The sequence below is a fragment of the Acinetobacter septicus genome (genome assembly GCF_019355975.1).
In the GTDB taxonomy this organism is placed as follows: Bacteria; Pseudomonadota; Gammaproteobacteria; order Pseudomonadales; family Moraxellaceae; genus Acinetobacter; species Acinetobacter ursingii.
Map to the genome: position 1 here is coordinate 1,780,208 of NZ_CP079898.1, position 13,382 is coordinate 1,793,589.

14 protein-coding genes are annotated in these 13,382 nt (G+C 38.4%); 4 read left to right on the forward strand and 10 right to left on the reverse strand.

What is annotated here, in order from left to right:
- Positions 1-84: 84 nt before the first annotated feature.
- The 10 genes from I6L31_RS08595 to ispH all read right to left on the reverse strand — a co-directional run bounded on the left by I6L31_RS08595 (position 85) and on the right by ispH (position 9,221).
- Positions 85-519 (reverse strand): type IV pilin protein, encoded by a 435-nt coding sequence (locus tag I6L31_RS08595; RefSeq protein ID WP_035271797.1) that lies wholly within the window; start codon positions 517-519, stop codon positions 85-87.
- Entirely contained in the window at positions 516-941 is a 426-nt protein-coding gene (locus I6L31_RS08600; RefSeq protein WP_005001902.1) for a type IV pilin protein, read from the reverse strand. Before I6L31_RS08600 ends, I6L31_RS08595 begins: the two co-directional genes overlap by 4 nt.
- On the reverse strand, positions 941-3,748 hold the full coding sequence (locus I6L31_RS08605) for a pilus assembly protein (protein ID WP_005001900.1): 2,808 nt from the start codon (positions 3,746-3,748) through the stop codon (positions 941-943). The genes I6L31_RS08600 and I6L31_RS08605 overlap by 1 nt, the downstream gene beginning before the upstream one ends.
- Before the next feature lie 2 nt (positions 3,749-3,750).
- Entirely contained in the window at positions 3,751-4,683 is a 933-nt protein-coding gene (locus tag I6L31_RS08610; RefSeq protein WP_005001898.1) for an IS5 family transposase, read from the reverse strand.
- A 26-nt stretch (positions 4,684-4,709) separates the two neighbouring features.
- On the reverse strand, positions 4,710-5,498 hold the full coding sequence (locus I6L31_RS08615; RefSeq protein ID WP_005001893.1) for a vWA domain-containing protein: 789 nt from the start codon (positions 5,496-5,498) through the stop codon (positions 4,710-4,712).
- A 24-nt stretch (positions 5,499-5,522) separates the two neighbouring features.
- Positions 5,523-6,296, reverse strand: a complete 774-nt coding sequence (locus tag I6L31_RS08620) for a hypothetical protein (protein WP_005001890.1) — start codon at positions 6,294-6,296, stop codon at positions 5,523-5,525.
- Positions 6,293-7,162 carry a prepilin-type N-terminal cleavage/methylation domain-containing protein gene (locus I6L31_RS08625; protein ID WP_005001887.1) on the reverse strand — a complete coding sequence of 290 codons (870 nt, stop codon included), beginning with the start codon at positions 7,160-7,162 and terminating at the stop codon, positions 6,293-6,295. Before I6L31_RS08625 ends, I6L31_RS08620 begins: the two co-directional genes overlap by 4 nt.
- Complete coding sequence (gene pilV / locus I6L31_RS08630) at positions 7,162-7,641, reverse strand: type IV pilus modification protein PilV (protein WP_005001885.1); 480 nt, start codon at positions 7,639-7,641, stop codon at positions 7,162-7,164. Before pilV ends, I6L31_RS08625 begins: the two co-directional genes overlap by 1 nt.
- Positions 7,642-7,661: 20 nt before the next feature.
- Positions 7,662-8,108 carry a pilus assembly FimT family protein gene (locus I6L31_RS08635; RefSeq protein ID WP_005001881.1) on the reverse strand — a complete coding sequence of 149 codons (447 nt, stop codon included), beginning with the start codon at positions 8,106-8,108 and terminating at the stop codon, positions 7,662-7,664.
- A 162-nt stretch (positions 8,109-8,270) separates the two neighbouring features.
- Positions 8,271-9,221, reverse strand: a complete 951-nt coding sequence (ispH, locus tag I6L31_RS08640) for a 4-hydroxy-3-methylbut-2-enyl diphosphate reductase (protein WP_005001878.1) — start codon at positions 9,219-9,221, stop codon at positions 8,271-8,273.
- A gap of 143 nt (positions 9,222-9,364) precedes the next feature.
- Between ispH and gmk the strand changes: the two genes are divergently transcribed.
- The 4 genes from gmk to I6L31_RS08660 all read left to right on the forward strand — a co-directional run bounded on the left by gmk (position 9,365) and on the right by I6L31_RS08660 (position 13,333).
- Positions 9,365-9,988: a guanylate kinase gene (gene gmk / locus I6L31_RS08645; RefSeq protein WP_005001875.1), complete on the forward strand. Its 624-nt coding sequence runs from the start codon at positions 9,365-9,367 to the stop codon at positions 9,986-9,988.
- A 67-nt stretch (positions 9,989-10,055) separates the two neighbouring features.
- Positions 10,056-10,337, forward strand: coding sequence for a DNA-directed RNA polymerase subunit omega (gene rpoZ, locus I6L31_RS08650; protein ID WP_004985115.1), 282 nt, complete (start codon positions 10,056-10,058; stop codon positions 10,335-10,337).
- A 387-nt stretch (positions 10,338-10,724) separates the two neighbouring features.
- Entirely contained in the window at positions 10,725-12,836 is a 2,112-nt protein-coding gene (locus tag I6L31_RS08655) for a RelA/SpoT family protein (RefSeq protein ID WP_004985112.1), read from the forward strand.
- Positions 12,837-12,949: 113 nt separating this feature from the next.
- Positions 12,950-13,333 carry a RidA family protein gene (locus I6L31_RS08660; RefSeq protein WP_005001874.1) on the forward strand — a complete coding sequence of 128 codons (384 nt, stop codon included), beginning with the start codon at positions 12,950-12,952 and terminating at the stop codon, positions 13,331-13,333.
- The last annotated feature ends 49 nt before the right edge of the window (positions 13,334-13,382 follow it).

Here is a 13,382-nt window from a genome sequence, read left to right on the forward strand (position 1 = left end):
CCTTTCATAGAGGGCATTATTTTACGCGAAGTTTGCCCTGAATGAAAGATCAAAAATTGGTTGGCTACAATTTTGGGTTTGGAGTTATTTGCCGTCCCATGGCGAGCAGACCAGAGCATCCTTATACCAACACTGTTTTCCTTGAGAGTCCAGTGTTAACACACCAGTATTTAGCATTCCATTTATTGGGGTCGCAGTTAAACGCCATGAACCATTTTTTGTCGTTGCAGAATAGGCTACGCCGTCAATATCTGTAATTGAAAGATTATAATTACTTGCTCCAGTTGACGGTATTGTAGAATTGACTAATCCGGAAGTTCCAATATCTTTGAAAGAACCATTTGCAATTTTGTAAGCCGTTAACTTTTGAGCCATATCTTGCATAAATGTTTGTGCTTCAACCCTTTTTGTTCTTTTTGAATATTCTATATAATTTGGATAAGCAATTGCAGCTAAGATGCCTATGATTACAACTACAATCATTAACTCAATTAATGTAAAACCATTTTTAGTCATCATGACACCTTACAACTTGCAGGCACTGTACATGTATCTGTTTCTTTCCATCGGCATGAAGTTCCCTCACTATTCAACGCAAAGTTATTATATTTAGCAGCATCTTTTAAATCCTTATTGACACATGCTGCTAATACCCATTTTTGAAAAATTGAAGTATCAATAACAATATTATATTTAATATCTGTTCCTACCTTGCCTTTCGGTGTAGTTTTATCTTCAGAATCTAATATAAAATTTTTATAACTAAAGTTTGTACTCCGTTCATTTTCAAGCTTAAGTGCAATATCTTGCAATTTTTGTTCAGCAATTTTTTCATTATTTTTACGTACATAATGTTGGTAACTTGGTAGCGCAACGGCTGCTAAAATCGCAATAATAATAACAGCCAACATTAATTCAATTAATGTAAACCCTTTAGCCATTACTTCGCTCCTACATATGGCGTCATATCATACCAACGGGTTGGTAATAACTTATTTGTAGTTTGATACTCTGTAATTGAATTTTGTGTACAGTCTGAACCAATACATATTGTTGGAGGTTTATTAAAAATTAATTTTCGAGAACCTTGGGTAGAGCCAGGTCCAACATTTAGACCAATAATCCCTCCACCTAAGTCACCTACATTTGTAATTTTTGTGTCCGTTCCACACTTACCAGATGGCAAACATAATTTGACTGCCGTACTTACTCCAACAATACCGCCAGAACAACTGGTACTACTTCTATTACTGCCATTGTTGGTTTTACTTGGGTCAAAAATTGAATAGTATAAATCACCATCTAGAGCGACGCCTTCGGATAATCCCCTTGTTTGATATGATCCCCCACTAGTAGCTGTTATGATAGGTAATCGATAATACCAGCCAGCTGTTTTATCAGTCGCTGCACCAGCCTTATAAATTTCATTCATATTTGTTAATTTGACTGTTGTGCCTTTTGCAGGTGTAGTTTTAGTTACATCATAATCATAGAACCCCAAAATCATATCTTGCGCAGAACTGTCAGATTTCAAAGGACTACTTCGGTCTCCTGACGCCATCGAAATGACTGCATATTTTTTAGCTACATTATCTGTATGAATGGTAAATGTCGGTGCCTCATAAAAACGTGGGGGATGATTTTTACCAGCTTCTTTTGCATCGGCAAACTCAAAAGCATTAAGCACGAACTTATTATCTACATCATTTGCTTTGTGGCTTGGATTCAAATCTACTCGGAACACCTTACCTCCCAAGTCACCGACATAAAGATGATCAACTAAACCATCACCATCTCGGTCTACTGTTTTTACTCTTGATGGAATACTATTAACCATGCTATCAATTTTCGTTTCAACCCCACCTGTTGCTGTTCCATCTTGATTTCCAGCATTACTACTGCCCCACCAGAGCAACTTTCCATTTTCTGCATCAAAAATATAAATCCCGTTTCCTTTTACATTCCCAGAAGATGAATTAGTAAAAGTAGGATCTTCATATTTCATATCATAGCCACCACCCACAATCATAGCGAGTTTGCGCTGACCATTCCATTTGATATAAGCAACTGTTGGCTTAGACCAACTTTGCCCCATATAGGACAATGCTCCGCTTGTTGCACTATCTGGATCAATATGGAACATTAATTTTGGCTTAGACATATCAGAAAGGTTTAAAGCGTAATAGCTACGTCCTCCCATACGTAAGCCACCATATACATATTGATGACTATTTTTCCCGTCTGCTTTTACTTGCAAGCCATCACGTTCAACAACTTTCCCATCAACTTCAGCATCATAAAAATTAGGCTCATAAACAGTATGTGCTGTCCAAGCACCATCTATTCCATAATAAAAATTATCATTATTATCTGATGCTTTCTCTACAGCCATTGACTCAAAGAAGCCCTTTTTTTGTTTAGCCAACATTTCTTTAGGAACAAATGAAAACACTTCTTCACCACTCCCCGAAGCGATTCCACTACCATTTATTACTTGGGCATTTTGTGTTCCCGATTTAACCACATGCAGAACACCTTGTGTTGTACCAAAAAGCACATAGTCATCACGATCTACTGACCCTAATGACCCCGTATCAGCAACAATTGCACCTTTTTGGGTAAGTAGAATTGGAGAGGAATGTATAATTGAACCAAGTTGATAACCTTTTGATGCATCTTTAGTTTTTAAATAGGCTAATTGATCTGCATAAGTAGTTTTTGATGCTAATACTGTCAAATCCGCGGAAGTGAGTTTTGAGTAACCAAGCAGTCCATATAAATATTCACGATCAGTTAATGTCCCCGCTTGAAGAATACTTTCTGCAGATTTTAATTCCCCAGCAGTACTATCACTGTTGACAAATACATTTCTTTGAAATACCAAATTATTAGAACCATCTATTTTTGGCATTTTAGTGCCCAAAAGCTGACTTAAATTACCACCATAGCTAATTACTTCATCTGGATGTACAGCTGAACTATTAAACCAATAGTCTTTCAGACCAGTATTAAAATCCGTTGCGTTTTTATACACTAATTTATTGGTGACATCATACAAAGTACCATTGATGACATTGTACTTTTTGAGATTCCCCACCCACAACTGATCTTGTGTTGCAATGAGTGGTTTAAACATAGGGAAATAAGCAAAAGATTGTAACCGATTGGTATTTAACGCATCTACAGGAATAGTACTACTACCAATAGTTGAACCCTCAATAGGGACAGTTGTTTCAGTAATAAATGATTTTAAGCTTTCAACTAGATCGGCTGAAGATTGTGCGGTATAAAACCCTCCTTCTCCAAACCCACCAACATCAGTACGGTTTGGAATAGTTTTAGCTCCCCACTGACAATAATTCCGATGATCAGAGTTATTCGTATCAACGAAAGTGCAATCAAAATATTTTTTTGTCCCTATTGTAATATTTGCCTGTAATTTTTGAGCTGGTGTTAAATAATACCCACCGCCAAAACCAACCGTTGCTGTTTTTACTTTATAATTACTCTTAAGTAATGATTGTGCATAGTTTCCAATTTTCCCCCAATATGAGTCTTGGGAACTTCCTAATGTATTGGTTGTTACTTTCGTTATTCCATCATAATCAATACTATAATTATTGTCTCCTTGAGGCTCACCATCAGTTAAAAAATAAAGCCCATTCCCAGTACATGCTTCACTGGTATTAGAACTACTAGGCTTTGTTGCACAAAGATTTGAAATGCAAAGCGCCCCTAATTGAGCCAAATTTAAGGCGTAACTTGGGTAAGTGGTCGACCTAATTCCGTAAATCTGTTAAGGACTGCTACACGTGCATGGATCTCATTCACTTGGCTATCAAAACTCCTTGCACTGAGTTTATCTCCTAATAATTTGATGCAATGCATCTTAGTTTCCACCAAACTGCGGCGATGATAGCCTGACCATTTTTTCCATAATGTCCTGCCTAAACGTTTAACTGTTCGAAGTAATTCATTTCGCTCTAGCGAGCTACTCTTTGTATCTTTCCATGGTTTCGCATTTTTTCTAGGTGGAATCACCGCATGTGCTTGCCGATCTGCAATGACCTGACGGCATTGCTTGGTGTCATAAGCTCCATCGGTATAAACAGAGTCAATCTGCTCATCTTGTGGAATCTGATTAAGTAAATCACCAAGCACCTGTGAATCACTGACATTATTGGTTGTGAGCTGAATAGCGCGTATTTGTAGGGTTTTGGCATCTATACCAATATGTAGTTTACGCCATTGGCGACGATATTCAGCTCCATGTTTCTTGCGTTTCCATTCGCCCTCACCTAGAAACTTCATGCCTGTAGAGTCTACGAGTAGATGCAGTCCATCGCTACTTTTTTGATAGTTAATCGCAATATCAATATGTTTTTGTCTTCGACAAAGCGTACTGTAATCTGGTGCGGTCCAATTTAATCCACAAAGTTTAATCAGACTTTGAACAAAACCTGTGACCATGCGTAAAGAGAGTCTAAATAAAGATTTGATCATTAAACAGCATTGAATAGCCGTATCGGAGTAAGTTTGATTTCGACCTTGCTTGTTTTGTGGTTGTGCATACCACTGAGTGTTTGGATCAAACCAAATGGAAATGTTGCCCCGATTAATGAGAGCGCGATTATAGGAAGACCAGTTGGTTGTACGATAAGTTTTAAGAGTAGGTTTATTCATTTTGAAATTATAGGACTGAATAAACCTTATAGGCTAGGTTTGTGCAACAAAGCCGAACTACTAGATTGGCTTGTAAACTTTTTCCCTGCTGTATTATATGCTGTTGCAATCGGTGTTCCACCACCAGCAGTAATTTCTTGTACATACCCGATAAGAGTTGCTTTATTCGATGTATCAGGATCCATTGCAATAAAATCTGTTTTATTCGTAATTGCACTACCAGAATAAGTCCCCAATCCAAACTGAATATCTTTATCAACAGTAGGATCTGCAATAACTTCAATTAGACCTTTTCTCAAATTTATTATACGGCTATAACAATTATAAGTATTCGTATTACCCACACGATCACATAAACTCGCAATTTTGGTTTTATAGGCTCTATCGTCATTCGTATTCCCTATAAAACTAGAACTCAAGTTCACAGCACAATAATTATCTGATCGTGTTGCATAGGTATAGGTTGTAGTTGCTGTATTATCTTTATTAGGAATATTTACTGTTAAATTATTTGTTAAGTTTGTCCTATTACATAAATTTCTTTCAACATCACTACAAAATATTAAACCACACACTCTTTCTGTATAGGCATAGCCGTAATCGACATCAAATGAATCAGCGTTATCCATACTCCCAGAAACGTCTAACATTAAATAAATCTTAGTCGTTCCTGTCCCTCCAGCTTGATAAATATCAATATCACTTGCCTGAATCTGCACAGGCACACCCGCCAGAATCAACGAAGTTACAGATGCAGCTAAAGTCGACACTTTAAAACGCATCCAATGGCTTGGAATCTGTTTATTCTTGTTCATAAAAACCTCTAACTAATCCTAACCTCAGGTCGAACCTGATTTTTTGAGAAATTGCCCCAAACTATATTCAGAAATCTGAGTAGTAAACGGTACATTTAACTTATGCAAACACTCAGATACAGTGACTTTGTCCTCGGTACTAATATCTGTAATACTTGGATCGATATAACTCGCTCTTTTTAAACATGCATTTATCTCTTTCGCAGAAGCACTACTTAAAACAGGCATAACTGAGATCGCAGTCACCACGAGTGTTTTTGGCTCATCAATTTTTGCTCCTTCAGCATCAGTACCTTCTGGCATACCACTAAAAGGCAACACAGGCTTAATAGTAGACGTACCAACACGCACTGAAATCTGCGTCAAAGCAGCAGAACGACCACTGCTAAAGAAGCCATCCTCATATTTACAAAAACTATCAAGCGTTCCTAAATTCGATGTTTGTAATTTTGAAGAATTATCAATATAAGCAAGACCAGCCCTACGCAAGGAAAAAAAGTCTTTCTCCGACCCCTTGTAACAGAAAACCAATTCTTTATTTCGATTTGCATCCATTTTTGGATAACCAAACAAATTTGTTCCGAGTAAATAGGTTTCGAGTTTGGCTTTATCTTCAATAGGAATAAAAACTGCATCAGTATTCTGATTTAAAATTTGAATAGCTTGACTATTAGTTGCCACTTTAAGTCCAAACCATCCTGCCTTTACTGCCATTGCACCAATGATGGTGATTACAATCAGTATAAACAGCACTACGATCAACGTTGAGCCCATCTGCGTGTTTGTCTTTAAACTCATTGCGCATCTCCTATTGCATTACGCATGGCAACAGTTTGCTCCAAAGGAACTCTTAAAAATTTTCCAGTAACGCCTGTAGGATTACTTACTGTATAAGAGTTATTTAATAAGGTATAAGATGCGGGAATAACAGTATTTCCACCCGAATTATCAACAGAGCGTATAAGCACGCCTAGTTGTAACGTAACCGGCCTAATAGTAGTTGCAGCATCTGCAAATTGTTTTAGAGTGAGGTAACTCATTTGGTTTGAAGCATTCACAACACCAACAAGCACTTTAAATTGGTCTACTCGCTGTAAAACAACCTGACCTGTACTACTACTGGTTAAATCAGTCAAGGTAGGGGTTACTGCACTAGAGTCATAATGCCCTGCCGCACAAGCGAGAACATAATCGTTTTTACTTTTTTCATCTTTTCGAATAAAATATTTTTGTACAACCACCGTTGTTGCTGAAGTAACTTTCTTACCTTCACAATCAAAACCATTAAGCTGTGCTGGTTTATACTGAATCACTAAAACGTCACTTTTTATATTGGCTAAACTATCTCCAGTTGATGTAGAACTTAATGCTAAATCAGTAGTTGTCATTGCTGAAGGGTAATTCTCTTTTTTAACAATCAAACCAGATAATTTACTATTTTTCATTATTCGCCCACCCAAATCTAAATTGGTCTGACGAATATCAGCTGTAATATAGTTCATGCCAAAATTTGCATTATCTTGCACATTTTCCATTGCTTTTTGATATGAAAGCGTAGACTGCCCACTAATTAAAAGCTGTATAGCAGCAGCAACAATAATCAATCCAAGCGCTAAAGCAACCATTAACTCAACAAGGGTAAACCCCTTAATTTTGATTTTCATTAGAATGCCTCCACTACAACACAACGGGCACCTGACTTATATTTAAATTTATCTGCTTCGGTACAGGCTGCAGGATCACTATTACTTTGAGATGCTTTGGTTTCATCCCATGCTACATATATACAATTTCTCAAATTTTTTGTATCTGGACAGGAAAGTATGGCTATAGTCATATTCTTGTTTTTTGCCAGTTGAGTTACATCTGCAATATCTTTGAGTGCAAAATCATTCGCAGTACAATACGCATTTAAGCACTTGGTTGTGTCTGTCGAACTCACACCTTTATACGTACCTGACCTATTAAAATACATACGCTCACTTAAGTTTCGAGCAATATTAACTGCCTCTATTTTACGTAAAGCCTGCTCTCCCATCCCCAAAGATTTGTACTGTAACAATGCAAAACCTAAAACAGCAACTCCCAATAAGAGCATTGCGACTATGACTTCCATCAAACCTACACCTTTTTGATATTTCATATTTTTCTCTTATCTTCTCATTAGCATGTTTTCAAAGCTCTAGTAATTAATCCCAACTGGGTTATAGTTATAGATTCAATTTTTAAACTTTTACTGTGCTTTACACTTATACAAACTGGGTACACTGCATTTTCAGTTTGAACCTGCCCATTCGCTAAAAAATAAATTGCTTTTACATTATTGTTTTGCAATTCTAAATTTGTTCCTAAGCCAGTACTTAAATCGAAAATTTTTGCGGTTGCTGGAACACTATAGGAACTATCTAATTTCAATACAGAAACCTGTCGAGTCAGACGTGCATTATTTTTTGCATCATTTAAAGAAAAAAGAATCTTATCCACCCCTTCCTTTAATTCATTGTTTTGAATTAAAGATTGAAATGAAGGAGCTGCCATCATTACAATAATCGCCAACACTGCAATCGTCACCATGAGCTCAATTAACGTAAAACCTTTATTCTTTTGCACACTCTTCCCCAGCTCCAAAACTTTCCCCTATTAAAAATAATATCTATAAATTTTACAAAACCTACACAGAGTAGATAAAAGGCATAAAAAAACAGATAACTGTCATATTATAGCTATCTGTTTATTTTTTATTAAAAAATAAATTGTTAAATAGTTAACAATTTAAGCCTGTGTTACAGGAATACGTAACTCTTTTGGCAGACTAAATGTAATATTCTCTTCTCGCCCATCCAGTTCTTTTGGTGCTTGTGCACCCCAATCCTGTAAACGCTGAATCACCTGCTTAATTAAAATTTCCGGGGCGGAAGCACCTGCAGTTACCCCAATTTTAGAAATATTGGTAAACCATTCCTGCTTGAGCTCATCTGCATTATCGACCAGATAAGCTGCCTTCCCCATACGTTCCGCCAGTTCACGCAAACGGTTTGAATTGGATGAATTCGGTGATCCTACGACCAATACGACATCACAACGTGCAGCTAAATCACGTACAGCATCCTGACGGTTTTGTGTGGCATAACAGATATCATCTTTGCGTGGACCTTGAATATTCGGAAATTTTTTACGAAGTGCATCAATGACTTTCGCTGTATCGTCAATCGACAAAGTCGTTTGAGTCACAAAAGCGACTTTCTCAGGATTGCGTACAGTTAAAGCAGCGACATCTTCTTCATCTTCGACCAGATAAATGTCACCGCCATTATTTTTATCATATTGCCCCATGGTGCCTTCGACTTCCGGATGGCCTTCATGACCAATCAGAATCGCTTCCACTCCCTCACGGGCATATTTAGTCACTTCAATATGTACTTTAGTGACCAATGGACAGGTCGCATCAAAAACTTTTAAACCACGTTGTTCTGCTTCAAGCTGAACCGCTTTAGAAACGCCATGCGCGCTAAAAATGACAATCGAATCATCTGGAACCTGATCCAGCTCATCGACAAAAATTGCACCACGCTGACGTAAGTCATCCACCACAAATTTATTATGAACTACTTCGTGGCGCACATAAATCGGGGGGCTGAAACATTCCAGAGCGCGATTGACGATCGCAATCGCACGGTCTACACCAGCACAAAAACCTCGTGGATTTGCCAATACGATTTGCATATGATCCTCAACAGATGAATAAAATAGACAATATTTTAAATTTTTAAGAAAGATAAGCGCCTAAACTTTCCCTACAACTCTTTAGTTTAAGCCTTCGGTACACTACAATAGCGAAGATATTTTATCATATCAGGAAAAATATCATGTCGGGTTTATTGTTTGTCGTTTCTGCTGCTTCAGGAACGGGCAAAACATCTTTAGTCAAAGCCCTACTGGAACGTGTAACCAATTTACACGTCTCTGTTTCACATACCACCCGTGGACAGCGATCAGGCGAACTCGACGGTGTACATTATCATTTTACCACAAAAGATGCTTTTCTAAGCCATATCGAACAGAACGGTTTTATTGAATATGCTGAGGTTTTTGGTAACTATTATGGGACTTCGCAAGCCACTGTAGAACAGCAACTTGCCAAAGGTCATGATGTTTTACTTGAAATTGACTGGCAGGGCGCACAACAAGTTCGTCGACTTTTTCCTGATTCCCGACAAATTTTTATTCTTCCCCCAAGCCAATTCGATTTACGTCAACGTTTATCTAACCGTGGCACAGATTCAGTTGAAGTCATTGAGCATCGTTTAGGCTGCGCCGTTGAAGACATGCAACAATATGTCAATTTTGATTATGTCATTATCAACGATGACTTTAATAAAGCTTTACATGATTTAGAGTCGATTATTACTGCGAACCGTTTGACACTTGCCCAACAGGTCTATCGTCATCAGTCGTTGATCGAACAACTCATCACCCCAAATAGCGAATAGACTTGAGTCTGCGCTCAATACATTTTATACTTTGCAGTCTAGTTGTATTCATCACCCGAGAACTTATATGGCACGCGTAACCGTTGAAGATTGTTTAGACCATGTAGACAACCGCTTTGAGCTTGTACTAGTGGCAAGCAAACGCGCGCGTCAGCTTGCTCGTCAGGGCATTGAACCTACTGTAGAATGGGATAATGACAAACCAACTGTCGTTGCATTACGTGAAATTGCAGCAGGTCACGTGACCAAAGATATTTTAAAACAACGCGATCAAGACTATCAAACGTCTAGCCTTGATTTAGCGTTGTCTGCAAACAGCTTAAATTTGGAAGGTTTTTCTTTCCAATAAGCGTTTCAATATAAAAAGGGTGCATTATTGCACTCTTTTTTATGCCCAAAAAAATTTAAAGATTTGCCCTTCAACCTTACAATTTATTTTTTCAGATTCATCTATTTGTCATCATTTTTTCTTTATTCTTTTATTCAACCCGCCCATTTTGCTCAAAAATAAAACACTTGCATCCTAAAATTGGTGCAAAAAATGCATCTCGCCTCTCAAAAATGATGCATCTACATAAAAGATTTGATACAACTGTAAGATTCGATTGATTCTGCCGATCTCCCCAATTGAAATTTACCCGCGAATATTTGTGTGAACGAATTGACAAAATTTGCGATATGCATTTCATTAAGAGATAGATAGATTCTCATTATTCACTGTAAATAAAGGTGCTCTATGCCAGGCGAAGAGGTCAGCCAAGCCAAGCAACAGCTCAAACTTATTATCGATGCCTATTTAAAAGCTGAGGATGTCGAGCGTGTGCTTGCTGCCTGTGATTTTGCCGATCTGGCACACTCAGGAATCACCCGTAAAAGTGGTGAGCCTTATGTGCTGCATCCTATCGCGGTGTGTTGTATTTTGGCGCATATGCGTCTGGATGCAGAAACCTTAATGGCTGCGTTATTGCACGATGTCATTGAGGATACAGAATATACCAAAGATGATGTGGCAGAGCGTTTTGGACGGACTGTTTCAGATTTGGTGGATGGTGTAACCAAACTGACCCATTCCAGTGATAAGCAATTTAATAAAGCGGCTTCTTTTCGTAAAATTTTACAAGCGACCTTGCAAGACCCGCGTGTCATTATTATTAAATTAGCAGATCGCTACCATAATATGACCACGCTAGATGCCTTACGTCCAGATAAACGCGCTCGCATCGCGCAGGAAACGCTGGATATTTTCGTTCCGATGGCGCGTATTGTCGGCATGAATGAAATGGCGGATAACCTTGAACTATTGTGTTATCAAAATCTTGATCTGGATATGTACAATAATGTTCAGACCGCTTTACTCGAAAGCAAACCCAAACGCTGTGAATATCAGTCCCAATGGGAAAAGCATTTAGCAGATTTACTCCTTGCTTATCAAATCAATGGTCGAATTAAAAAGAAAAATAATAATATTGAATTACTGCGCCACTTTGTCAAAAATGAAATTGATTTGCACGAACTTACGCACAGCCATGCTTTTGAAATCATCTTACAGAGTATTGCAGACTGTGACCGTTTGGTTGAAGCACTCCGTGAAAACTTTGAAGTCTTGCATTATGAAGATCATATTCGTCGCCCATTGCCAGGCGGTAATCAATCTTTATTGATGAAACTAAAAGGTGAAAATACCACGCTTTCTTTAACGATTCAGACGGAATTGATGCGTAAAGCGGCGCGTTTCGGGGTGGTACTCGGTGAAAATGCACCGCAGGCCTGCCGTTCAGCCATTCAGGCGTCTATGCAGAATTTAAATACCCTGATTGATGATGCTTGTGCTAAAACCACATTCAATGATTTACTCGATTATCTGCATCAAGAAAAAATCTGGGTTTATACCCCACATGGACATTTACATGAATTGCCTCAAGGCGCAACGGTGGTGGATTTTGCCTATGCCGCCAGTCTCTTTTTGGGCAACCATGCGGTAGGTGCTAAAGTTGATGGTGAAATTCGTCCGCTTTCTACGCCATTGGCCAGTGGTCAGGTAGTTGATGTTATTACTGATGTGTTAGCCACACCTAATCCAGATTGGCTCAGTTTTATTAATACGCAAAAAGCACGTCGAGCCCTGCAAAATATTTTGCGGGATCAGGATATAGAAGAACAGCGCCTGGTTGGACAACAAGCTTTAAATCGCGCATTAAAACTGTTTAATCGATCCATCAATGATTTATCTGAATCGGACTGGATGGATGTGTTGCAATGGCGTCATGTTGAAAATAAAGATACGTTATTTGAGCAAATTGCAGTGGGTGATCTTTTGCCGCAACTGGTCGCCAATCATTTATATGTACAGCAGGACACAGCTCAAGCTGAAACGCATGAATCTGATCGATTAATTCAGGGAACTGAAGGGATTGATGTTAAATATGCACATTGCTGTAATCCAGTGTTAGGCGACCCAATTCAGGGTCATCTGTCCCGACGTGGTCTGATTGTGCATCGCGCTCGATGTCATAATTTATTGCATGAACAACATTTGCATCCAGAAAATATCATGCCTTTACAGTGGCAATCAGATGATCTGGAGGATGTCAGTTTTAATGCCTATTTATGCGTAGAGCTGGCAATGGATGACGAGCAAGTCTCCGAATTGATTTATCTATGCCGTAAATCGCACATTGGGGTCGAACAAGTGTATCCAACCACTGACTGTACTTATGTCAATATTGTGGTTAATAATCGTAAACAAATTGCACAGATTATCCGTGATCTGCGTATGCAATTTAACTTCCCTCGCATTTCCCGTCTGGCACTGCCACCCGCTATTATGGAAAGCTCTCAGGCAAGCTAATCATTTTTGAAAAAAAACAAGACTGAATAAATTCCTGATAATTCATGAATCGGTCTTTTGCCTAACAGCCGCATGGATTATGATGGTCAGAATATCAGATTTAGGAGAAATCAATGACCCGTCAAGTGATCCATACGGAAAATGCGCCTGCTGCGATTGGAACTTATTCTCAAGCAATATTAGTCGGTAATACGCTGTATTTATCAGGTCAAATTGGTTTAGACCCATATAGTATGGAACTTGTTGAAGGTATTGAGGCTCAAATTCGCCGCGTATTTGATAATTTAAAAGCAGTCTGTGAAGCGGCAGGCGGAACACTAGCAGATATCGCGAAACTTAATATTTTTATGACTGATTTATCTCATTTTCAGCTCGTCAATCAAATTATGGGTGAGTATTTTGCTCAGCCTTATCCTGCACGCGCCGCGTTGGGTGTCGCAAGTTTACCCAAAGGTGCTTTGGTTGAAATGGATGGGATTGTAATTATCAATCAATAATTTATGCGTTTTCTGATGATTTCAACTTTCAGCATTTTAATTCTATAGA